Source organism: Pandoraea sp. (genome assembly GCF_041919235.1).
Classification (GTDB): domain Bacteria; phylum Pseudomonadota; class Gammaproteobacteria; order Burkholderiales; family Burkholderiaceae; genus Pandoraea.
Window position 1 is genome coordinate 149,201 of sequence record NZ_JAYRUC010000002.1, and the last position, 21,993, is coordinate 171,193.

The 21,993-nt window shown below is 64.3% G+C and carries 20 protein-coding genes; 18 read left to right on the forward strand and 2 right to left on the reverse strand.

Translation table 11 applies throughout. The features are described 5' to 3' along the window. Positions 1-66 precede the first annotated feature (66 nt). The 3 genes from ACE3UG_RS02265 (at position 67) to ACE3UG_RS02275 (ending at position 5,070) form a co-directional block, all read left to right on the forward strand. Positions 67-1,203 carry a homocysteine S-methyltransferase family protein gene (locus tag ACE3UG_RS02265; protein WP_374619038.1) on the forward strand — a complete coding sequence of 379 codons (1,137 nt, stop codon included), beginning with the start codon at positions 67-69 and terminating at the stop codon, positions 1,201-1,203. Positions 1,204-1,322: 119 nt separating this feature from the next. Then, on the forward strand, positions 1,323-4,055 hold the full coding sequence (gene metH, locus ACE3UG_RS02270) for a methionine synthase (protein ID WP_374619040.1): 2,733 nt from the start codon (positions 1,323-1,325) through the stop codon (positions 4,053-4,055). 304 nt (positions 4,056-4,359) lie between these two features. After that, complete coding sequence (locus tag ACE3UG_RS02275; protein ID WP_374619307.1) at positions 4,360-5,070, forward strand: MgtC/SapB family protein; 711 nt, start codon at positions 4,360-4,362, stop codon at positions 5,068-5,070. A 145-nt stretch (positions 5,071-5,215) separates the two neighbouring features. On the opposite strand, the gene ACE3UG_RS02280 is transcribed toward ACE3UG_RS02275, so the two are convergent. Beyond that, positions 5,216-5,542 carry a DUF1840 domain-containing protein gene (locus ACE3UG_RS02280; protein ID WP_374619043.1) on the reverse strand — a complete coding sequence of 109 codons (327 nt, stop codon included), beginning with the start codon at positions 5,540-5,542 and terminating at the stop codon, positions 5,216-5,218. A 166-nt stretch (positions 5,543-5,708) separates the two neighbouring features. Here ACE3UG_RS02280 and argS point away from each other — a divergent pair, with 166 nt between their 5' ends. The 6 genes from argS (at position 5,709) to ACE3UG_RS02310 (ending at position 12,225) form a co-directional block, all read left to right on the forward strand. Further along, positions 5,709-7,472 (forward strand): arginine--tRNA ligase, encoded by a 1,764-nt coding sequence (gene argS, locus ACE3UG_RS02285; RefSeq protein ID WP_374619046.1) that lies wholly within the window; start codon positions 5,709-5,711, stop codon positions 7,470-7,472. Positions 7,473-7,531: 59 nt separating this feature from the next. Then, positions 7,532-8,203, forward strand: a complete 672-nt coding sequence (locus ACE3UG_RS02290; protein ID WP_374619049.1) for an SPOR domain-containing protein — start codon at positions 7,532-7,534, stop codon at positions 8,201-8,203. A 250-nt stretch (positions 8,204-8,453) separates the two neighbouring features. Continuing rightward, the gene (locus ACE3UG_RS02295) at positions 8,454-9,137 is read left to right on the forward strand and encodes a thiol:disulfide interchange protein DsbA/DsbL (protein WP_374619051.1); all 684 of its coding nucleotides are present in this window, start codon (positions 8,454-8,456) and stop codon (positions 9,135-9,137) included. A gap of 46 nt (positions 9,138-9,183) precedes the next feature. After that, entirely contained in the window at positions 9,184-10,038 is an 855-nt protein-coding gene (locus tag ACE3UG_RS02300) for an SDR family oxidoreductase (RefSeq protein ID WP_374619053.1), read from the forward strand. A gap of 110 nt (positions 10,039-10,148) precedes the next feature. Further along, positions 10,149-10,640, forward strand: coding sequence for a hypothetical protein (locus tag ACE3UG_RS02305; protein WP_374619055.1), 492 nt, complete (start codon positions 10,149-10,151; stop codon positions 10,638-10,640). A 199-nt stretch (positions 10,641-10,839) separates the two neighbouring features. Then, positions 10,840-12,225 carry an MFS transporter gene (locus tag ACE3UG_RS02310; protein WP_374619057.1) on the forward strand — a complete coding sequence of 462 codons (1,386 nt, stop codon included), beginning with the start codon at positions 10,840-10,842 and terminating at the stop codon, positions 12,223-12,225. Positions 12,226-12,303: 78 nt separating this feature from the next. Here ACE3UG_RS02310 and ACE3UG_RS02315 read toward each other — a convergent pair whose 3' ends face one another. Continuing rightward, complete coding sequence (locus tag ACE3UG_RS02315) at positions 12,304-13,386, reverse strand: MBL fold metallo-hydrolase (protein ID WP_374619060.1); 1,083 nt, start codon at positions 13,384-13,386, stop codon at positions 12,304-12,306. A gap of 129 nt (positions 13,387-13,515) precedes the next feature. Between ACE3UG_RS02315 and ACE3UG_RS02320 the strand changes: the two genes are divergently transcribed. From ACE3UG_RS02320 to ACE3UG_RS02360, 9 genes are all read left to right on the forward strand, one after another. Next, positions 13,516-13,953, forward strand: coding sequence for a MerR family DNA-binding transcriptional regulator (locus ACE3UG_RS02320; RefSeq protein WP_374619063.1), 438 nt, complete (start codon positions 13,516-13,518; stop codon positions 13,951-13,953). Between the two features lie 251 nt (positions 13,954-14,204). After that, positions 14,205-14,690, forward strand: a complete 486-nt coding sequence (locus ACE3UG_RS02325; RefSeq protein ID WP_374619066.1) for a PaaI family thioesterase — start codon at positions 14,205-14,207, stop codon at positions 14,688-14,690. Between the two features lie 100 nt (positions 14,691-14,790). Beyond that, positions 14,791-15,972, forward strand: coding sequence for an isovaleryl-CoA dehydrogenase (locus tag ACE3UG_RS02330; protein WP_374619068.1), 1,182 nt, complete (start codon positions 14,791-14,793; stop codon positions 15,970-15,972). Positions 15,973-16,057: 85 nt separating this feature from the next. Then, on the forward strand, positions 16,058-17,863 hold the full coding sequence (aceK, locus tag ACE3UG_RS02335) for a bifunctional isocitrate dehydrogenase kinase/phosphatase (RefSeq protein ID WP_374619070.1): 1,806 nt from the start codon (positions 16,058-16,060) through the stop codon (positions 17,861-17,863). A gap of 48 nt (positions 17,864-17,911) precedes the next feature. Next, the gene (gene can, locus ACE3UG_RS02340) at positions 17,912-18,592 is read left to right on the forward strand and encodes a carbonate dehydratase (protein ID WP_374619072.1); all 681 of its coding nucleotides are present in this window, start codon (positions 17,912-17,914) and stop codon (positions 18,590-18,592) included. Between the two features lie 145 nt (positions 18,593-18,737). Beyond that, the gene (locus tag ACE3UG_RS02345; protein ID WP_374619074.1) at positions 18,738-19,922 is read left to right on the forward strand and encodes an acetyl-CoA C-acetyltransferase; all 1,185 of its coding nucleotides are present in this window, start codon (positions 18,738-18,740) and stop codon (positions 19,920-19,922) included. A gap of 53 nt (positions 19,923-19,975) precedes the next feature. Then, positions 19,976-20,653, forward strand: a complete 678-nt coding sequence (locus ACE3UG_RS02350; RefSeq protein ID WP_374619077.1) for an SDR family oxidoreductase — start codon at positions 19,976-19,978, stop codon at positions 20,651-20,653. Positions 20,654-20,893: 240 nt separating this feature from the next. Beyond that, complete coding sequence (locus ACE3UG_RS02355) at positions 20,894-21,493, forward strand: 2-hydroxychromene-2-carboxylate isomerase (protein WP_374619080.1); 600 nt, start codon at positions 20,894-20,896, stop codon at positions 21,491-21,493. A 19-nt stretch (positions 21,494-21,512) separates the two neighbouring features. After that, positions 21,513-21,935, forward strand: a complete 423-nt coding sequence (locus ACE3UG_RS02360; protein WP_374619082.1) for a YchJ family protein — start codon at positions 21,513-21,515, stop codon at positions 21,933-21,935. The last annotated feature ends 58 nt before the right edge of the window (positions 21,936-21,993 follow it).

The following is a 21,993-nucleotide window of genomic DNA, read 5'->3' on the forward strand; positions in this document are numbered from 1 at the left end:
AGGGGCGGCCGACGCGAAAACCATTACAATTATAGGTTTTCCGGCCACTCCAAGGCGACGTCCGTCATGACCACCGCTACCGCATCCGCCGCCAGTGCCCGCACGGGGACCGCACCGAACACGACGCAGCCGCCCAGTCAGTCGCCCGTGCAGCCGCGCTACACGCGCGCTCAGGCGCTGCCTGCGCTGCTCGAATCGCGCATCCTGATTCTGGACGGCGCCATGGGAACGATGATCCAGCGGTACAAGCTGACCGAAGCGCAGTACCGCGGCGAGCGCTTCGCCGACTTCGCGTACGACGTCAAAGGCAACAATGAGTTGCTCTCGCTGACCCGCCCGGACGTCATCGGCGAAATTCACCGCAAGTACCTCGCAGCGGGCGCCGATATCCTCGAGACGAACACGTTCGGCGCGACGACGATCGCTCAGAGCGACTATCACATGGCCGATCTGGCGGACGAGATGAACCGCGCGTCGGCGCGACTCGCGCGCGAGGCCTGCGACGCGTTCAGCACGCCGGAGAAGCCACGCTTCGCCGCCGGCGCCATCGGCCCGACCCCCAAGACCGCGAGCATCAGCCCGGACGTGAACGATCCCGGCGCGCGCAACGTCGACTTCGATCAACTGCGCGACGCCTACTACGCCCAGGCCAGATCGCTGCTCGAAGGCGGCGTCGACCTGTTCCTCGTCGAGACGATTTTCGATACGCTCAATGCCAAGGCCGCGCTCTTCGCCATCGACGAGCTCTTCGAAGACACTGGCGAAGTGTTGCCGATCATGATTTCGGGCACCGTCACCGACGCCTCCGGACGTATTCTGTCGGGCCAGACGGTCGAAGCGTTCTGGAATTCGCTGCGTCATGCTCGCCCGCTCACGTTCGGCCTGAACTGTGCGCTCGGCGCGACGCTCATGCGCCCCTACATCGCCGAGTTGGCCAAGCTGTGCAACACGTACGTTTCGGTCTACCCCAACGCCGGCCTGCCCAACCCGATGAGCGATACGGGCTTCGACGAAACGCCCGACGTAACGTCGAGTCTGCTCAAGGAGTTCGCACAGGCTGGCCTCGTGAATCTGGCGGGCGGGTGCTGCGGCACCACGCCGGAGCATATCGCCGAGATTGCCAAGGCGCTGGCCGAAGTGAAACCGCGCCGCTGGCCGACGCAGTACCGCCATGCCGAGGGTGCCGAAGACGACGACGCCTGAGCGCCGCCGCCGTCTGCCGCCCGAACACGACAAGATCGATTGCAAGAAGCCCGGCACGCCGCCATCGCCTCGCACGCGCGAGCGCTGGCGGGCGCGCCAAACACTGAACGGATTGCCCCATGAGCCAAACGCCCTTCGTCCCGCCGATGCGCCTGTCCGGCCTCGAGCCTTTCAACATTGGCGAGGGCTCGCTATTCGTGAACGTCGGCGAGCGGACCAACGTCACGGGTTCGAAAGCGTTCGCGCGCATGATCCTGAACGGCCAGTTCGATGAGGCGCTCGCCGTCGCCCGCCAGCAAGTCGAGAACGGCGCGCAGGTCATCGACATCAACATGGACGAGGCGATGCTCGACTCCAAGGCGGCGATGGTGCGCTTCATGAACCTGATCGCCTCCGAGCCGGATATCGCGCGCGTGCCGATCATGATCGACTCGTCGAAGTGGGAAGTGATCGAAGCGGGACTCAAGTGCGTGCAGGGCAAGGCCATCGTCAACTCGATCTCGCTCAAGGAAGGCAAGGATGCATTCGTGCATCACGCCAAGCTTATCCGTCGCTACGGCGCCGCCGCCGTGGTCATGGCCTTCGACGAGCAGGGTCAGGCCGACACCTACGCGCGCAAGACCCAGATCTGCGAGCGCAGCTATCGCGTACTCGTCGACGAAGTGGGCTTCCCGCCCGAGGACATCATCTTCGATCCGAACATCTTCGCCGTCGCCACCGGCATCGAAGAGCACAACAACTACGCGGTCGATTTCATCAACGCCACGCGCTGGATCAAGGCACATCTGCCCGGCGCGAAGATCAGCGGCGGCGTGTCGAACGTCTCGTTCTCGTTCCGCGGCAACGACATCGTGCGCGAAGCGATTCACACCGTGTTCCTGTATCACGCGATTCAGGCGGGCATGGACATGGGCATCGTCAATGCCGGTCAGCTCGGCGTGTACGAGAACCTGGACCCCGAACTGCGCGAGCGCGTCGAAGACGTGGTGCTCAACCGCCGCGACGACAGCACGGAGCGTCTGCTCGAAATCGCCGACCGCTTCAAGGGCGGTGCGCAAAAGCGCGAAGAGAATCTGGAGTGGCGCAACCAGCCGGTCGAAGCACGCCTCGCCCACGCGCTGGTCCATGGCATCACCACGTTCATCGTCGAAGACACCGAGGAAGTGCGTCAGAAGATTGCCGCCGCGGGCGGCCGCCCGATCCAGGTGATCGAAGGCCCGCTCATGGACGGCATGAACGTGGTGGGCGATCTGTTCGGCGCAGGCAAGATGTTCCTGCCCCAGGTCGTGAAGAGCGCACGCGTGATGAAGCAGGCCGTCGCGCACCTGGTGCCCTACATCGAGGAAGAAAAGGCGCGCATGGCCGCCGCCGGCGAAGACGTTCGCTCGAAAGGCAAGATCGTGATGGCCACCGTCAAGGGCGACGTGCACGACATCGGCAAGAACATCGTGACCGTGGTGCTTCAGTGCAACAACTTCGAAGTCGTCAACATGGGCGTGATGGTGCCGTGCGCCGACATCCTCGCCAAGGCGAAGGAAGAAGGCGCAGACATCATCGGACTGTCGGGCCTCATCACACCCAGTCTTGAAGAAATGTCCTATGTCGCCTCCGAAATGCAGCGCGACGATTACTTCCGTCTGCGCAACATCCCGCTGATGATCGGCGGCGCGACGACATCGCGTGTGCACACGGCCGTGAAGATCGCACCGCACTACGACGGCCCCGTGATCTACGTGCCGGATGCGTCGCGTTCGGTGTCGGTTGCCTCGAACCTGCTCTCGGACGACGCGGCCGAGCGGTACCTCGCGGAGATCAAGACCGATTACGAGCGCGTGCGTCAGCAGCATGCAAACCGCAAGGCCACGCCGATGGTTTCGCTCGCGACCGCGCGCGCGAACAAGTTCAAGATCGATTGGTCGGCCTACGTCCCGCCGAAGCCGAAGTTCATTGGTCGGCGCGTGTTCAAGAACTACGACCTGGCCGAGCTGGCGCACTTCATCGACTGGGGGCCGTTCTTCCAGACGTGGGATCTTGCCGGGCCCTTCCCGGCGATTCTGAACGACGAGATCGTCGGAGAATCGGCCCGGCGCGTGTTCGCCGACGGCAAGGACATGCTCGATCGACTCATCAAGGGGCGCTGGCTGAACGCCAACGGTGTGATCGCGATGCTGCCCGCCAACGTGGTCGGCGACGACGACATCGAGATCTACACCGACGAATCGCGCTCGGAAGTGGCCTTCACGTGGCATAACCTGCGCCAGCAAAGCGAGCGCCCCGTCGTGGACGGCGTGCGCCGCCCGAACCGCTCGCTGGCCGACTTCATCGCGCCGAAGGACAGCGGCGTCGCCGACTACATCGGCGTGTTCGCGGTCACGGCAGGGCTCGGCGTCGACGCCAAGGAGGCCGGTTTCCTCGCCACGCACGACGATTACAGCGCGATCATGCTCAAGGCATTGGCCGATCGTCTGGCCGAGGCGTTCGCCGAGTGCATGCACGCACGTGTGCGACGCGACTTCTGGGGCTATGCGAGTGCCGAGCAGCTCGATAACGAGGCCCTCATCAAGGAAACGTATGTCGGCATTCGCCCGGCACCGGGCTATCCGGCCTGCCCGGAACATTCCGTCAAGGGACCGATGTTCCACTACCTGCAGGCCCATGAAGTCGGCATGAGCGTGACGGAATCGCTCGCCATGCTGCCCGCCGCGAGCGTCTCGGGCTTCTATCTGTCGCATCCGGACAGCACGTACTTCAGCGTCGGCAAGATCGGCCCCGATCAAGTCGAAGATTTCATGGAGCGCGCCAACGTGGACGAAGCCACCGCCCGGCGCCTGCTCGCCCCGCAATTGTCGTAAGCCCTCCGCGCCGTATCCGGTGGCCGGCAAGACTACCGCCCACCGGATCGAGATGCCATAATCGCGGCGGCGCCCTCGCGCGGCGCTCGCGCAGCGATTCGACCGACGGCCGATGACCGATGACCGATGACCGGCGACCGGCGACCGGTTCGGACCGCCTCCCGGGCCGTCGCCGGTGTCATGCGCCTGTCGCAACCGAAGCGTAGTGTCCCGCCCGTTCGCGCCGATCCGACACATCGGATACTCGGCCGCCGGCGCCCGCCATCTTGCCGGCTGGCTCACCTCGAGACATTCCATGCACGCATTGCAAAGCATCCAGAATTTCCAACTCCTGCCGTTGCTCAACACGGCCGTCGCACTGTTCGTCGCGTTCATTCTGGGCGCGATCATCGGCGTGGAGCGACAAGTCCGACAGCGTACGGCCGGTTTGCGCACCAACGTGCTCGTGGCCGTGGGCTCCGCCGCCTTTGTCGACTTGTCCATGCGACTCATGCCCGGGGACACTCGCGTCATTGCCTATGTCGTGTCGGGCGTCGGCTTCCTCGGCGCGGGCGCCATCATGAAAGACGGGGCCTCGGTGCGCGGCCTGAACACCGCCGCCACGCTCTGGGGCTCGGCCGCCGTGGGCGCGGCCGCCGGCGCAGGGCTGATCGTCGAGGCGTTCGTTGTCGCCGCCTTCGTGCTGGCGGCCAACACCCTGCTGCGTCCTATCGTGAACCGCATCAACCGCGCCCCGATCAACGAGGCGACGTCGGAGGCGACTTACGCGTTGTCCGTCATCTGCGCGCGCACCACGCAGCGCGAAGTGCTCGACAAGGTGGAGGCCTGGCTGGAAGCGTCGAACTATCCTGTGCGCGCGCTCGATATCCACCCGTTCGGCGAAGCGGAAGTCGAGATCGAAGCCCTCCTGCTGCCCACGGCCGTCAAGGCCGGTGAGCTCGACGCCCTCACCGACCATCTGGAAACGCTGCCGGGGGTGAATCAGGTGTTCTGGTCGAGCCGCTCGGATGACTAAGGAAGCAACCTGACCCCCGAACGGTGAAAAAATGGCACAAAAAAAGCAGGCCCGCATTTGCGGCCTGCTTTTTTGACATCTCACGAGGTAAGGCGATGGGCACGCCCTGACGGGCGATGGACGATGGACGATGAACGTCGAAAGCCTACCGGCGACCGATTTCCCACATCACGGCTACGTTTTCCTTGCGGGATTCGCGCAGCATATCGAGCAACGGGTACGCTCGTTGCGCTAACCGCAACCGCTCCTCTTCGTCGCGCTCGTTGGACTTCTTGCCTTCGCTTTCCTTCTTCGCAGCAGCGTTGTCCTGCGCGATGGCGGCCTCCAGTTTCGCGATGGCCTCCCCCATTTCGTCTTCACCGATCGCACCGCGCTCGCCGAGCTTCTTGCCGACGAGTCCGAGCAGAAACTGCGCGAGATTTTCCAGCATGGTGATCGTGGGCGAGGCATGCGACTTGAACGTTACCAGCATGGTTGGCTCCCTATTCGAGTTATCACCACCGCCGCCCCCCTCGATCGTGTTACGCAACGCGAGGTACCGGCGGGTACCGTGCGTTCATCATACACCTGTTAAAATCCGTTGCTGACGATTCAATTGCCTGTCCGGACGTGTCCGGACGCACCCGAAACACCCGCCAATGCTACCCGCACAAAAGAATGCTCTCGTCGCGCTGATCGGCGACGTCGTCGCCGGTTTGATGCCCGCAGACGGCGCCGCGTCGACCACGCCGGCCATCCTGCTCGAACGCCCCAAAGTCGCCGCGCATGGCGACCTGGCCTGTAACGTGGCCATGCAGCTCGCCAAGCCGCTGCGGGCCAACCCGCGCGAGCTGGCCCAGAAGATTGCCGACGCCATCCTGGCCGACGCCCGTGCGCAAGGGCTTGTCGATGCCGTCGAGATCGCGGGCCCCGGCTTCATCAACCTGCGACTCGCCAACGCCGCCAAACAATCGGTCGCGCGCGCGATCCTGACCGAGGGCGCTGCCTTCGGTCGCCGTGCCGCCAGCAACGACGCCGCCCCGGTGCTCGTCGAGTTCGTCTCGGCCAACCCGACCGGCCCGCTGCATGTGGGTCACGGCCGTCAGGCCGCGCTCGGCGATACGATTTCGGCGCTGCTCGGCACCCAGGGTCGCCCGGTCCATCGCGAGTTCTATTACAACGACGCCGGCGTTCAAATCCAGACGCTCGCGACGTCGGTGCAGGCGCGTGCGCGCGGCTTCAAGCCGGGCGACGCCGAATGGCCGGAGTCGGCGTACAACGGCGACTACATCGGCGACATCGCAAAGGATTTTCTCGCGGGCAAGACCGTCCAGGCGTCCGATGGCGCGCCTGTCACCGGTAGCGGCGACGTCGAGGACACCGACTCCATTCGCGCGTTCGCCGTGGCGTATCTGCGTCGCGAGCAGGACATCGACCTGCAGACGTTCGGCGTCCGCTTCGATCAGTACTACCTCGAGTCGTCGCTCTACGCCGACGGCAGCGTCGCGCGCACGGTGCAGGCGCTCATCGACGCGGGCGTGACGTACGAGCAGGAAGGCGCGCTGTGGCTGCGCACGACCGACTACGGCGACGACAAGGACCGCGTGATGCGCAAGTCCGACGGCACGTATACGTACTTCGTGCCGGACGTCGCCTATCACATACGCAAGTGGGATCGCGGCTTCCATCAGGTCATCAATGTGCAGGGGTCGGATCACCACGGCACCGTGGCCCGCGTGCGCGCCGGTCTGCAGGCGCTGGGGATCGGCATTCCCAAGGGCTACCCCGACTACGTGCTGCACAAGATGGTCACCGTCATGCGCAACGGCGAGGAAGTGAAGATCTCCAAGCGCGCCGGCAGCTATGTCACCGTGCGCGACCTGATCGAATGGTCGGGCGGCATCACGGCGGAAACGCCGGTCACGGACCCGGCCGAGCGTGAAGACGCCCTGCGTCGTGGCCGCGACGCCGTGCGCTTCTTCCTAATTTCGCGCAAAGCAGACACCGAATTCGTGTTCGACGTGGACCTCGCGCTCAAGCAAAACGACGAGAACCCGGTGTACTACGTGCAGTATGCGCACGCGCGCATCTGCTCCATCCTCAGCCAGTGGGGCGGCGACGAAGCCCAACTGGCCAACGCCGACCTCGCGCCGCTCGACAGCGAACGCGCGCTGGCGTTGCTGCAACTGCTCGCCGAGTATCCGGACATGCTCACCCGCGCAGCCGAGGAACTGGCGCCGCACGCCGTGGCCTTCTATCTGCGGGATCTGGCGGGCGCGTTCCACTCCTTCTACAACGCCGATCGCGTGCTGGTCGACGACGAAACCGTCAAGCACGCGCGTCTGGCGCTGCTCGCGGCAACGCGTCAGGTGTTGCGCAACGGCCTCGGCGTGCTGGGGGTGTCGACCCCGGCAAAGATGTAGTTATCCAACCCTTCCGAACGGCAAACGCATCGGAACTCTGTAAGGACGGAATCGACTCGATGGCAAACAAACGTCGTCCCCCCCGCCAACGGGGCGGTACCTTTCTGGGCATCGTGCTCGGCCTGATCGTTGGGCTGGCCGTTGCCGTCGTCGTCGCGCTCTACATCACGAAGACGCCCACCCCCTTCGTCGAAAAGACGCCGCCGCGCCCGGCCGACAACTCGCCGGCCGCCCAAGCGCCCGATCCGAACAAGTCGTTGCAGCCGCGCACGCCCTTGCCGGGTGGTGTGTCGGTACCCGCTGCGCCGGATGTCGCCTCGCAGGTCGTGACCTCGCCGCTCGTGCCAGGTGTTCCGGTCACGCCGCCGCCGGCGTCTGCACCGGCGGCGCCTGGGCCGACCAAGCCGTCGCCGTCCGACATTCTCAACGGGCGGTCCACGGTGCCGGTCGCGCCCCCGACCACGCCGCCCGCGAGCGCCACGGATAACGCCAATACGGGTTACTACCTGCAAGTCGGCGCCTTCAAGTCGCAAAACGACGCCGAGCAACTGCGTGCCAAACTCACGCTGTCGGGCTTCGACGCGAAGGTCACGCAGCGCGATGCCAACGGTCTGACGCTCTACCGCGTGCGTCTCGGCCCGTATGGCAAACTCGACGAGATGAATCGGGTGCGTCAACGCCTGCAAGATGGCGGCTACGACACGGCCGTCATCCGGTTCACGAAGCAATGAACGCGAAAGGCGTTGCGCAACGAGTGCAACGCCTTTTGTTTTCTCCTCCCGCCGCCACGGCACGCCCACACGGCAGGATCGCGGCAAAGCACGCATCGTTCGGGAGGATCCGGCATTGCCGGGACGTTGAACCCGGCAGCGCATTGCCGGTCATACGCACTAGCTAATTCGCCGGAATCCGCGATATGGTCTCGCAGGGACGCCGCCCAATCGATGGGCGGCACGTCTGCCTCACTCCTAAACAACGATCATGAAAAAACTTCTTGGTGCCGTTCTGATTTCTTTCGGTTTCCTCTGCGGTGCGGCCTCGGCGTCGCCCGAAGCGCCTGTCGCGGGGACCGACTATCTGGTATTGCCGCAAGCACAGCCCACGTCGGCCGGGGCGGGCAAAATCGAAGTGACCGAATTCTTCTGGTACGGCTGCCCGCATTGCAATGCGCTCGAACCGACACTGGAAGCGTGGGTGAAGAAGCAAGGCAAGGACGTCGTGTTCAAGCGCGTGCCGGTCGCCTTCCAGGACCGCTTCGAGCCGCATACGCGCATGTTCTACGCACTGAGCGCGCTGGGCCGCGAAGCGGAACTCACGCCGAAGGTCTTCAACGAGATCCACGTCAAGCACAACTACCTGCTGACGGCGCAAACGCAAGCTGACTTCCTCGCGCAGTTCGGCATCCCCAAGCAGACGTATCTCGATGCGTATAACGGCTTCTCGACCCAGGCCAATGCGAAGACGGCCAACCGGACGTGGCAAGACTACAAGATCGACGGCGTGCCGACGATCGCCATCCAGGGCAAGTATCTCGTCTCGCCGGCCACCTCGGGCGACGCGCTGCAAAAGGCCGGCAAGCCGGCCACGACCGAGCAGCAGACGTTCGACGCGGCGCTCAAGACGGCCGACTCGATCATCCATCAAATTCGCGCGAAGAAGCTGTAAGCTTCGCCGCTAACCAAGCCCGGCCCCAGCCGGGCTTTTGCGTTATATGGCGACACACACGACATCACCGAAGGTCTTCATCACGGGCGCCTCGAGCGGATTGGGCGAAGCGCTCGCGCGTCACTATGCCGCGCAGGGCGCCATCCTCGGACTGGTCGGCCGCCGCGGCGACAAGCTCGCCGATCTTGCGGCATCGCTCCCCCACCCGCACGCGGTGCACAGCTACGCGCTCGACGTGCGCGACGCGCTCGCCCTGCGGGCGGCGGCGGGCGATTTCATGGCACGCCATGGCGTGCCGGACATCGTGATCGCCAATGCAGGCATCAGCCACGGGGTGAATACGGAAGACGCCGCCGATCTGCCGCACTTCGCGTCGGTCATGGACACCAACTGGATGGCCATGATCGCCACCTTCAGCCCCTTCGTCGCACCGATGCGCGAACGCAAGCGAGGTACGCTCGTCGGGATCGGCAGCGTGGCGGGCGTGCGCGGACTGCCGGGACACGGCGCCTACAGCGCGTCGAAGGCGGCAGCGATGACGTATCTGGAAAGCCTGCGTGTGGAACTGCGCGCCGACAAGATCGCCGTTGTAACGATTGCGCCAGGCTACATTCGCACGCCGATGACCGACGGCAATCCGTTCCCAATGCCGTTTCTGATGGACTCGGACGCGTTCGCGCGCAAGGCGGCGGCAGCGATCGCCCGTGGCAGGCGCTTCGTAGTGCTTCCCTGGCAGATGGGCATCGTGGCCTGCGCCATGCGGCGCCTGCCGCGCTGGCTCTACGACATGCTCTTCGCCCGCGCGCCGCGCAAGCCGCGATTGTCCGAGCGAAAGGCGAACGGTGCGGCTTCGGCAAGCGTCGATACGCGACCAGACGATCCGCCGGACGGACGCGCATAACCGGGACATTGGGGGCGCTGGGACATCCCCCAAAATATGGGGCGAAGTGAGGCAAGGCGGTGGGCCGCACGTTAAAGTGCTCCCCAAATACTTAACGCGCGACGTCCCTCATGAACGCCATGTCAACGCAAGCCGCGTCACGCGCTTGCAACCTTCGCGGCGTCGCCCCCCATCGACGCATCGCCCTCATTCTCTGCCTGCCACTCGCCTGGGTCGCTTCCGGCTGCGTGGCGTTGGACCCCGGCAACTGGCAAGTCGTCGGCCCGCCGGAATCCTACGTTCGGCCAGCCCCGGCCATCGTCGCGCCCGCGCCGGTGATCGTGACGCCGGCACCGACCTTCATCGCACCGGCGCCCGTGATCATCGCGCCGCGCCCGCCGATCGTGATCGGCCCGGCACAGCCGTATATCGTCGTGCCGCAACCGCAGCCGCGCACGTCTCGCGATGCCGCCCACTTCCTCAGAGAGCGATGCTATCTCGAGAAGGGCGGCTGCTACACCACGGAATACCAACAAAGGTACGAGTACGATCCCTACACCGGCACATGGGGTTGGGTCGGTCAACGAGACTACCGTTGGAAAGGCAGCCGGGGAAATCGCTAAACCCCGACACGCCTGCGCTGCGCGCCACAAACGCGCCCAAAACGCGCCCAAAACGCGCCCGAACCGCGCCGCCGCCTGCGGTCGCTCGGCGGAATTTTGACCCGTTGTGGTGCATTGCGAACCTGCGCTAGAGTGCGTGTGTAACTCCGATAGGGGTACACACGACGTTAAACCGGACTTGCCGCGATAGTGCGGAGGTATGCCGAAGGACGTTACCTTGCATACCGATCCGACGGCGGCACTCCCTAGCAAGCAGGAGAAGCATATGCAGGCAACCCCCACCAGCGCGCCGGTCATCGATCCGGCATTGCGACGCAAAGCCGTGATCGGCTCCACGCTGGGCAATGCATTCGAGTGGTTCGACTTCACGGTCTACGGTCTTTTCGCCGTGGTCATCGCGAAACTCTTCTTCCCCGCAGAAAACGATACGAACTCGCTGCTCGCGAGTGTGGCCTCGCTCGGTGTGGCGTTTTTCTTCCGCCCCATCGGCGGACTGGCGTTCGGTTTGTACGCCGATCGGGCAGGTCGCAAGTCGGCGCTCTCGGTCATGGTGCTGCTCATGGCGCTGGGCACGGGACTCATCGGTATTGCGCCGACCTATGCCACCATCGGCTTTGCAGCCCCGCTGCTGATTCTGCTCGCTCGCGTGATTCAGGGCTTCTCGGCAGGCGGTGAGTTCGGCGGTTCGACGGCCATGCTCATCGAGTTCTCGCCCCCCAATCTGCGCGGCTTCTACGGTAGTTTCCAGATGTGCTCGCAAGCGCTGGCAGTCGCGCTCGCCGGACTGTGCGCCTACGTGCTCAACTCGGCGCTGACGAAGGAAGCGCTCGAGTCGTGGGGCTGGCGTCTGCCCTTCCTGTTCGGGATTCTGATCGGCCCGGTGGGCTTTTACATTCGACGCCGCATGACCGAGTCGCCGGAGTTTCTGGCCTACGCCGCCGCGCGTGAGCCGACGCGCCGCACGCCACTCACGGACGTCTTCTCGCATCACTATCGCTCGCTCATCGCCGGCTTCGGCCTGACGGTGGCCGCGACAACATCGTTCTACGTGACGCTGATCTACACGCCGATCTACGCGGTCAAGCAGTTGGGTCTGACGCAAGGCGCCGCGAGCCTGTCGACGTTCATCTCCGCCATTCTGATTGCCGTGCTGTGCCCGCTGACCGGCTGGCTCTCGGATCGCGTTGGCCGCAAGCCGCTGATTCTGCTGTTCGTGCTGCTCTACGGCCTGACGTCGTTCTGGATGTTCACGCGACTGCACAATGCACCGTCGATGAGCAATATGCTGCTCGCGCAGATTCTGCCTGCCGTGTGCATGGGCTTCGTTTGGGGCGCGTTTCCGACGGCGGTCACCGAAGTCTTTCCGGTCGGCGTGCGCTCCACGGGCGTGTCGATTCTCTACAACCTCTCGGTGATGATGTTCGGCGGCCTCGCCCCGTTCTGGATCACGTATCTGATCAAGATGACGGAAAATCCGCTGGCGCCCGCGTATTACATTCTGCTGACCGTGACGATCAGTCTGGTGACGTACGGTTTGCTGGGACGCGATGGCCGCCAGGTTCCCGTGTCGGCACAGCACGCCTGACGACGTCGCACCGGCAACGCCAAAATCATGCCCCGGCGACCTCAGTCGGTCACCGGGGCATTTTTCATGGCAAGCCGATCAAACGGGCGAGAAACGCCAGACGCCCTTCGCATCGCGCTCACGCTTGAGTTCCCCCGCGCGCCAGAGCATGTGCAAGTGCGCAAGGGCTTCGCCCATGGCGAAGGTGGTCTGGTGCGCATCGAGCTTGCGATGGAACATGATGGGCACGATATCCCCCGCGCTTTGCGGCGACCGTGCACACGCGTCGCGCACTTCCTGCAACCGCGCGGCGTGGTGATCGCGCAGTTGCTCAATGCGTGTATGCAGTCCGGTGAACGGCCGGCCGTGCGAGGGCAGCACGAGGCAATCGGCCGGCAGATCGAGGTAGACCCCGAGCGAGTCGAGGAACAATTGCAGCGAGTTGGCTTCGGGTTCGATGTCGAACACGCTGACGTTGGTCGAGATGCGCGGCAGCACCATGTCGCCGGAGATCAGGACGTTGTGCCGATCCGAGTACAGCGCCATGTGCTCGGGTGAGTGGCCGTAACCCGCGATCATGCGCCAGTCGCTGCCGCCGATGCGCAAGGTATCGCCATCGCGCAAGCGGAAGAAGCGCGACGGCACTTCGGGCACGAGGTCGCTGAAATAGGTCTTCCGATGGCGGATCTGATCGATCATGGCTTCATCGGCGAGGCCATGCGAAATGAAGTGCGTGACGGCGAAATCGCCACCGGCATTGGCGGCATTGTTATTGTCGCCCGACGACATGAGACGGCCCCATGCGTAATCGCCCTGCGACATCGCGAGCCGAGCGTTCCAGCGCTGCTTGTCGCCGCCCTTGCAGATCCAATGCGCGAGGCCCAGGTGATCGGGGTGGCAATGCGTGACGACGACGCGCAGCACGGGCTCACTGCCAAGCGCGTGCTCGAACACTTGCTCCCAATACGCCTTGATCTGAGGATGCGTAATGCCGCAGTCGACGATGGTCCACCCGTGGACGCCATCGACCTCGTCACGGAGCAGCCACAGATTGATGTGATCGAGCACGAACGGCAACGGCATGCGCACCCAGAAGACGCCCGGCACCACTTCGTGCACGGTGCCGCCTTCCGGCAGGAAATCTCCGAGGGGATAGTTCAGTTGTTGTTCGAGGGCATTCACGGGAACCACACTCCAGATGGGCTTATTCTCTTGTTGTCGGGTTGACGCCGTCACCGATTGCATAGGATGCAAGTTGACGCTAACGTAAACGGCAATTCTATCTGCAATGGTAAGCACCTGCTTAACCCGATGCTCACATACACCATCACCGATCTCGCGCGCGAGTTCGACATCACGCCCCGCGCGATCCGCTTCTACGAGGACCAGGGCCTGCTGACACCTGCCCGAGAAGGCCCTGGCGGACGCCATCGCGTCTACACCGGACAGGACCGCACCCGCCTGAAGCTGACGCTGCGCGGCAAGCGTCTGGGACTCACGCTCTCGGAGATCAAGACGATTCTCGACCTCTACGAATCGCCGAAGGATACAGTGCCCCAGCTCAGAGTGTTCCTCGATACGCTCTCCCAGCACCGGGAAGTGCTTGAGCAACAACTCGAAGACCTCCACGCCACCCTCGACGAAGTCGCACAGCACGAAGCCCAGTGCGTCGCGCTGCTCGAAGCGGCCGGCGAGGCGGCACCGGCATCTGTCGCACGACGTACGAAGGCGGCCGCCGCCTCCCACTGACGCGCTCCCCCGGCGGCGCCCGCCGGTCAATCGCCATCGAATACGCGCTCGCCCCGGGCGGCGCTGCCCGCACCGTCCGCACCGTCTGCACCGACCGCATCGTCTGCGCCGCCTGCGCCGTCTGCACCTCCCTCTCCGCCCACCCCGATCGCCGTGCATCACTTTGGCCTCAGGAAAGCCCTTACTTTACGTTTACGTAAACGTAAAGTAATATCTGAGCACTCCGCTTTGTCGGCCCTTATGCGCTCATCATGGCAACCGTCCCTGTCCCCCACGCTGCACCGCTCGACGACGCCGTCGCCGCGAAGATTCGCGCCAGCTTCGACAAACAGGGCGTCATGACCCACTGGGGCGCGCAACTCTCGCATCTGGCCGACGGCTACTGCGAGATTTCGCTGCCCTTCTCGGACAAGGTCAACCAGCAGCTCGGCTATTTTCATGGCGGGGTGATCGGCGCCATCGCCGACTCTGCGGGCGGTTACGCCGGCTACACCCGCATCCTGCCGGACCAGGAACTGGTCACCGCAGAATACAAACTGAACATTCTCGCGCCGGGCAAGGGCGATACACTGGTCGGACGCGGCCAGGTCGTGAAAGCCGGACGCACGCTCATTGTCGCTACCGCGGAACTGTTCGCGCTCGACAACGGCAAGTGGACGCTTTGCGCACTGATGCAGCAAACGCTGTTCGTGCTGGAGGCGAATCGCTCAGCCACGTCGTCCGGCATGACCCGCTGAGCGCCGCCGGACCGAATTGCCCCCCATCAACACCGCTTCGAACCATCATCGAACATTCGCGCGGGCTAACCGCCACGCGCCACCCTCTGGAGACTGTGTCATGACCATGTTGCCCGGCCTCAATTTCATGCTCGGCGAAGACCTCGACATGCTGCGCGAATCGGTCACGAATTTCGCGTCCAAGGAAATCGCCCCGCGCGCTGCCGAAGTGGACCGGACGGACCAGTTCCCGATGGATCTCTGGCGCAAGATGGGCGAGCTCGGCGTGCTCGGCATGACGGTCTCCGAAGAGTACGGCGGCGCGAACATGGGCTATCTGGCCCACATGATCGCGATGGAGGAAATCTCGCGCGCCTCGGCCTCGGTCGGCCTGTCGTATGGCGCGCACTCGAACCTCTGCGTCAACCAGATTCATCGCAACGGCACCGCCGCGCAAAAGGCCAAGTATCTGCCGAAGCTGGTGTCGGGCGAGCATGTCGGCGCGCTCGCGATGAGCGAACCGAACGCGGGCTCGGACGTCGTCAGCATGAAGCTGCGCGCCGAGAAGCGCGGCGACCGCTTTGTGCTCAACGGCACCAAAATGTGGATCACGAACGGCCCGGACTGCGACACGCTGGTCGTCTACGGCAAAACCGACCCGGAAGCGGGCGCACGCGGCATGACGGCCTTTCTCGTGGAGAAAGGAATGAAGGGCTTCTCGGTCGCACAGAAGCTCGACAAACTCGGCATGCGCGGCTCGCACACGGGCGAGTTGGTGTTCGAGAACGTGGAAGTGCCTGAAGAGAACGTGCTGGGTCAGGTCGGCGGCGGCGTGAAGGTCCTCATGAGCGGCCTCGACTACGAACGTGCCGTGCTTGCAGGCGGACCGCTGGGCATCATGCAGGCAGCCATGGACGTGGTGGTGCCTTACATCCATGACCGCAAGCAGTTCGGACAATCGATCGGTGAATTTCAGCTCATTCAGGGCAAGGTTGCGGACATGTACACGATTCTGCAGGCGAGCCGCGCCTATCTGTACGCCGTGGGCCGTCAGCTCGACGCGCTCGGCAGCGCGCATGTGCGCCAAGTGCGCAAGGACTGCGCCGGCGTGATCCTCTACACCGCCGAAAAGGCCACCTGGATGGCCGGCGAAGCGATCCAGATTCTGGGCGGCAACGGCTATATCAACGAGTATCCGGTCGGACGCCTGTGGCGCGACGCGAAGCTCTATGAAATCGGCGCGGGCACGTCGGAGATCCGGCGCATGCTGATCGGGCGCGAACTGTTCTCGGAAACGATGTAATCGACGCCACTCACGACGCAGATTCAGGCCCAGGCAGCGGCGCTACAATCCACCGAAGTTCGCTCCTGCGCCTGTCCCGACCGGTATGAATCACTTCCCGAAACTCCTGTCGTCGCAGTTTGCTTTCGACGTCGCCCGCACCATGCTGGACGGCTTCGACAAGCATTACCGCATCTTTCGCGAGGTGTGCGTCGCGGCACGGGCATGCTTCGAGGCGGCCGATTTCACGGGCATCCAGAAGCTCCAGCGCGACCGCATCGCGTATTACGACGAACGTGTGCGTGAATGCGTCGTGACGCTCGAAGACGAGTTCGACGCCCAGTCGCTCGACGACGATGTCTGGCAGCAAGTCAAACTGCACTACATCGGCCTGCTCACCGAGCATCGTCAGCCGGAACTGGCCGAGACGTTTTTCAACTCGGTGTGTTGCAAAATCCTGCATCGCTCGTATTTCAACAACCGCTTCATCTTCGTGCGCCCCGCAGTGGCGACCGAGTACATCGAGAACGACGCCCCCGCCGCCAGACCGACGTATCGCGTGTACTACCCGGCGCAAGACGGCATGGCCGCCACGCTCGCGCGCATCGTCACGAATTTTCAGCTCGCGCGCCCGTTTGCCGATCTGACACGCGATGTCGGCTACGTGATGCGTGCCATCGACGACGCGTTCGGCGCATTCGAGCCGGCACCGAATTTTCAGATTCACGTCCTCGCGTCGCTGTTCTTTCGCAACAAGGCGGCCTATATCGTGGGACGCATCGTGAATGGCGACGTGACCACGCCGTTCGCCATCCCGATCATGCACGACGCGAACGGCAAGCTTGCACTCGATACCGTCCTGCTCACCCGCGAGCAACTCCGCGTGGTGTTCGGCTTTACGCACGCGTACTTCATGGTCGACATGGAAGTGCCTTCGGCCTATGTGCAATTCCTGCGCACGATCATGCCGGGCAAGCCGAAAGCGGAGATCTACACGTCGGTCGGCCTGCAGAAGCATGGCAAGAACCTGTTTTATCGCGATTTTCTGCATCATCTCAAGCATTCGAGCGACAAGTTCGTGAGCGCACCGGGCATTCGCGGGCTGGTGATGCTGGTTTTCACACTGCCCTCGTACCCGTACGTCTTCAAGCTGATTCGCGAGCGCTTCGCACCGCCCAAGGAGACGACGCGCGAGCAGGTGAAAGCGAAGTACCTGATGGTCAAGCAGCACGATCGCGTGGGCCGGATGGCCGACACGCTGGAGTTCTCGAGCGTCGCCTTCCCGCGCTCGCGCTTCGACGACGCCCTGCTCGCCGAGCTGCAACGCGAAGTGCCCTCGCTGCTCGAATTCGACGGCGACGCGCTCGTGATCCGTCACTGCTATATCGAGCGCCGCATGACGCCGCTCAATCTGTGGCTGCAGGCCGCGTCGGACGAGCAGGTCGAGCACGCCATGCGCGAGTATGGCAACGCGGTGAAGGAATTGATGGCCGCGAACGTCTTCCCCGGCGACCTGCTGTACAAGAATTTCGGTGTCACGCGTCACGGCCGCGTGGTTTTCTACGACTACGACGAGCTGGAATATCTGACGGATTGCCACATCCGCCGAGTGCCGGAACCGCGTAACGAAGAGGAGGCGATGTCAGGGGAAGTCTGGTACCGTGTAGGCCCGCACGACGTGTTTCCGCAGACGTTCGAGACCTTTCTGACAGGGGATGCGCGCGTGCGGCACTACCTGAGCCAGCATCATCCGGATTTCTTCGACCCCAGCCTGTGGCAGGACTACCAGGACCGGGTGCGAGCCGGACAGATGCACGACTTCTATCCGTACGATGTCTCGCTGCGCTTCGTCAATCGCTTCAGCACCGGCAGCGATGCCCCCGGTGCCCCGCCCCGTGCGGCGGCCGCTTGAGCATGCGACGTTGCCCAGCCCACGACACGCCCGCCGGATGACACGATCATGACCGAAGACAAAGACCAACCTCTCATCCATCTGCTCGATAACAACCGCGCCTGGGTCGCCAGCGTGAACGCGGAAGATCCCGCGTTTTTCGAGCGGTTATCCAAGCTGCAAACGCCCGAATACCTCTGGATCGGCTGCTCGGACTCGCGCGTGCCCGCCAACCAGATCACGGGTCTCGCGCCGGGCGAAGTCTTCGTCCACCGCAATATCGCGAACGTTGTCGTTCACAGCGACCTCAACTGCCTGTCGGTATTGCAGTTCGCCGTCGAAGTCCTGAAGGTCCGCCACATCATGGTGGTCGGCCATTACGGCTGCGGCGGCGTAGGTGCCGCGCTCGACGGCGAGAAGATGGGCCTCGTCGATAACTGGTTGCGTCACGTGCGCGATGTCTACGAGCGCCACGTCGACCAGATCGACGCACTGCCCTCGCGCGACGCCCGTCACGAGCGTCTGTGCGAATTGAACGCGATCGAACAGGTCGTCAATATCTGTCATACGACGGTATTGCGCGACGCCTGGGCGCGCAATCAACCCGTGACGGTGCACGGCTGGGTGTACGGCCTGCGCGACGGTCTGGTGCGCGACCTGCGCATGTCGGTCAACAGCCTCGAGGCCCTGCCGCGTATCTACGACCGCTGCGTGGCCGCGATGGCCGAACTACGCCATCCGCGCGCCTGAGCGATTCGCGCTGTCCGGCAGCACCGGACACCCTTCGCCGGGCACGTGGACGATGGAAGAACTGAAGCATTGGATGTGAGGGGGCTGACGGCCCCCGCCTGGGACGGCGGATCGCCCGTCCCGCAACCGATTACAGGAGACTGCCATGCAACAAGACCCGATCGTCATCGTTTCCGCTGCACGCACGCCGATGGGTGGCCTGCAAGGGGTGTTCGGCGATGTCACCGCGCCGCAACTGGGTGCGGCCGCCATTCGCGCCGCCGTCGAACGCGCCGGCCTCAAGCCCGAGCAGGTCGACGAAGTCGTCATGGGCTGCGTGCTGCCTGCCGGCCAGGGCCAGGCTCCGGCCCGTCAGGCGACCCTCGGCGCGGGCCTGCCACTCGCTGCCGGCGCGACCACCGTCAACAAGATGTGCGGCTCGGGCATGCGCGCTGCGATGTTCGCCCATGACATGCTCGCGGCCGGCAGTGCCGACGTGATCGTCGCCGGCGGCATGGAGAGCATGAGCAACGCGCCCTACCTGCTGCCCAAGGCGCGCACCGGCATGCGCATGGGACACGGCCAGGTCATCGACCACATGTTCCTCGACGGCCTGGAAGACGCCTACGACAAGGGGCGTCTGATGGGCACGTTCGCCGAGGAGTGCGCCGACCGTTACGCCTTCACCCGAGAGGCGCAGGATGCCTTTGCCATCGCCTCGCTCGAACGCGCACAACAGGCCACGAAGGACGGCGCGTTCTCGTGGGAAATCGCCGCAGTGACGGTGCCCGGGCGCAAGGGCGACACAGTCGTCGATCAGGACGAACAACCGTTCAAGGCGAACCGCGAGAAGATCCCGACCCTCAAGGCCGCCTTCCGCAAGGACGGGACCGTGACCGCCGCGAATTCGTCGTCGATCTCCGACGGCGCCGCCGCACTCGTGCTCATGCGCGAGTCGACGGCCAAGCGGCTCGGGCTCACGCCACTCGCCCGCATCGAGGGACACAGCACGTTCGCCCAGCAACCGGGCCTGTTCACCACCGCGCCGGTCGGCGCCATGCGCAAGCTTTTCGAGAAGACCGGCTGGTCGACGAACGACGTCGATCTCTATGAAATCAACGAAGCCTTCGCCGTCGTCACGATGGCCGCGATGCACGAATTCAATCTCCCGCACGAGAAGGTGAACATTCATGGCGGCGCCTGCGCGCTCGGCCACCCGATCGGCGCGTCCGGCGCACGCATTCTCGTCACGCTGATCGGCGCGCTGCGCAAGACCGGCGGCAAGCGCGGCGTTGCCAGCCTGTGCATCGGCGGCGGCGAAGCGACGGCCATGGCCATCGAACTCGTCTGACCGATTCGTCTTCCGCCTCGTCATCCGACCGGGACTCACAGGACTCACACGTTATGAAAACAGCACTCATCATCGGTGCCTCGCGCGGTATCGGCATGGAATTCGTACGGCAATATCGCGCCGACGGCTGGCGCGTCTTCGCCACGGCACGCAATGACGACGGCCTGGCCGCCCTGCGCGACTTGGGCGCCGAGCCGCTCAAGCTCGATGTCACGCGCGTCGAATCGCTCTCCGGCCTGTCGTGGCAGCTCGACGGCGTGGCGCTGGATGTCGCGCTCTACAACGCGGGGGTGAATTCGGAACGTACCACCGGCCTCGCAACGATCACGCAAGCCGAGTTCGATCGCGTGTTTCATACGAACGTGCTCGGCGCCATGCAGGCCGCCCCGCTTGTGTTGCCGCTCGTCGAGGCCGCAAGCGGCGCGTTCGGCTTTCTCTCGAGCCGCATGGGCAGCGTCGCGCTGATGGAGTCGAACGGAAGCTGGCTCTACCGCGCAAGCAAGGCGGCCGTGAACTCGGTGGTCAAGGCCACTTCGCTCGAAGCGCAGCGCGCCACATGCGTCGCGATGCATCCGGGCTGGGTGCGCACGGACATGGGCGGTGAGAACGCCGACATCGACGCGCAGACGAGCGTCGCCGGCATGCGCCGCGTGCTCGCCCGTGCACCGGGCGAGCGCGCCACGCACAACGGCGGATTCTTCAATTACGACGGTGCCGCGCTCGCCTGGTAATCGTCGGGTAATCGCCTGGTAATCGTCGGGTAATCGTGGGGATGGCTGGGGAATGGCCGAGTATCGGCGTGCGCCGCGCCAGTGGACAATGAACGCAGAAATGCAGGAACGCCGGAGCAACCATCGCAAGCGCACGACAGGGCAGCGATCGCACGGCGCCGAACGGAATAACAAGCTGTCGCTACACCGCCATATCGTTTGATTCGCGGGCCAGACGCGTCACTCGGAAACGGAGCCAACATGACGTCCGCCATCGATTTTTATTTCGACTTCGCATCCCCGTATGGGTATTTTGCGAGCACCCGCATCGACGACATTGCGACGAAGCACGGACGCAACGTCGCGTGGCATCCGATCCTGCTCGACATCGTCTACAAGGTCAACGGCTCGGGCGCACCGGTACAGCATCCGGTCAAGACCGAATACCTGCGGCACGACGTGGAACGCACCGCGCGCTTTCACGGCATTGCCTACAAGCGCCCGACGCACTTCCCGATTCCGACACAAGCCGCCGGGCGCGCCGTGCTGTGGGTGCAGGATCACCGCGGCGGCGATCTGGCGGCGGATTTCGCAAAGTCGATCTTCCACGCGCTATACGTCGACGACGTGAACATCGGCGATCCCGCCGAACTCGTACGCCTTGGCCAGACGCTGGGCATCGACGGCGCGAAGCTCGACGCCGGCATGCACGCCCCGGCCACCAAGGACCACCTCAAGGCTGAAATCGACCTGGCGATGGCGCGCGGCGTGTTCGGCTCGCCCTTCGTGATCGTGGACGGCGAACCGTTCTGGGGCTTCGACCGCTTCGCGCAGGTCGAGGCCTGTCTGCAAAAGCGCTGACAACAAGGCAAGCATCACGATGGCAAAACGCCAAACGTCGCGCAGCGGCACGACACCGGACATCACGCGCGAGGCCTGCCCCTGCGGCGGTCCCGCGTTCGACGACTGCTGCGGGCGGTATCTGGAACGCGGCGACATCGCGCCGACCGCCGAAGCGCTCATGCGCTCGCGGTACACGGCGTATGTGCGCCACAACGCCCCTTATTTGCTCGACACGTGGGCGGCACGCACGCGTCCCGCCACGCTCGATTTCGACGACGCGTCGCAATGGCTGGGCCTTCAGGTCAAGGCACATCGGCAACGCGACGACACCCACGCCGAAGTCGAATTCGTCGCCCGCTACAAGGTCGGCGGACGTGCCCACCGGCTGCACGAGCGCAGCCGCTTCGAGCGCGCCGACGACGGCCGCTGGCGCTACATCGACGGCGACCTCTTCGACTGACGTCGCCCCGAGACGGGCCTGCGAAACGAACTCAACGACAACTCACACTCCACCGGAT

Excerpts from the sequence above, each read along its gene's own strand:
- ACE3UG_RS02265 (WP_374619038.1), top strand. The coding sequence starts at position 67 with ATGACCACCGCTACCGCATCCGCCGCCAGTGCCCGCACGGGGACCGCA.
- metH (WP_374619040.1), top strand. The coding sequence starts at position 1,323 with ATGAGCCAAACGCCCTTCGTCCCGCCGATGCGCCTGTCCGGCCTCGAG.
- ACE3UG_RS02280 (WP_374619043.1), bottom strand. The coding sequence starts at position 5,542 with ATGCTGGTAACGTTCAAGTCGCATGCCTCGCCCACGATCACCATGCTG.
- argS (WP_374619046.1), top strand. The coding sequence starts at position 5,709 with ATGCTACCCGCACAAAAGAATGCTCTCGTCGCGCTGATCGGCGACGTC.
- ACE3UG_RS02290 (WP_374619049.1), top strand. The coding sequence starts at position 7,532 with ATGGCAAACAAACGTCGTCCCCCCCGCCAACGGGGCGGTACCTTTCTG.
- ACE3UG_RS02295 (WP_374619051.1), top strand. The coding sequence starts at position 8,454 with ATGAAAAAACTTCTTGGTGCCGTTCTGATTTCTTTCGGTTTCCTCTGC.
- ACE3UG_RS02300 (WP_374619053.1), top strand. The coding sequence starts at position 9,184 with ATGGCGACACACACGACATCACCGAAGGTCTTCATCACGGGCGCCTCG.
- ACE3UG_RS02305 (WP_374619055.1), top strand. The coding sequence starts at position 10,149 with ATGAACGCCATGTCAACGCAAGCCGCGTCACGCGCTTGCAACCTTCGC.
- ACE3UG_RS02310 (WP_374619057.1), top strand. The coding sequence starts at position 10,840 with ATGCCGAAGGACGTTACCTTGCATACCGATCCGACGGCGGCACTCCCT.
- ACE3UG_RS02320 (WP_374619063.1), top strand. The coding sequence starts at position 13,516 with ATGCTCACATACACCATCACCGATCTCGCGCGCGAGTTCGACATCACG.
- ACE3UG_RS02325 (WP_374619066.1), top strand. The coding sequence starts at position 14,205 with ATGGCAACCGTCCCTGTCCCCCACGCTGCACCGCTCGACGACGCCGTC.
- ACE3UG_RS02330 (WP_374619068.1), top strand. The coding sequence starts at position 14,791 with ATGACCATGTTGCCCGGCCTCAATTTCATGCTCGGCGAAGACCTCGAC.
- aceK (WP_374619070.1), top strand. The coding sequence starts at position 16,058 with ATGAATCACTTCCCGAAACTCCTGTCGTCGCAGTTTGCTTTCGACGTC.
- can (WP_374619072.1), top strand. The coding sequence starts at position 17,912 with ATGACCGAAGACAAAGACCAACCTCTCATCCATCTGCTCGATAACAAC.
- ACE3UG_RS02345 (WP_374619074.1), top strand. The coding sequence starts at position 18,738 with ATGCAACAAGACCCGATCGTCATCGTTTCCGCTGCACGCACGCCGATG.
- ACE3UG_RS02350 (WP_374619077.1), top strand. The coding sequence starts at position 19,976 with ATGAAAACAGCACTCATCATCGGTGCCTCGCGCGGTATCGGCATGGAA.
- ACE3UG_RS02355 (WP_374619080.1), top strand. The coding sequence starts at position 20,894 with ATGACGTCCGCCATCGATTTTTATTTCGACTTCGCATCCCCGTATGGG.
- ACE3UG_RS02360 (WP_374619082.1), top strand. The coding sequence starts at position 21,513 with ATGGCAAAACGCCAAACGTCGCGCAGCGGCACGACACCGGACATCACG.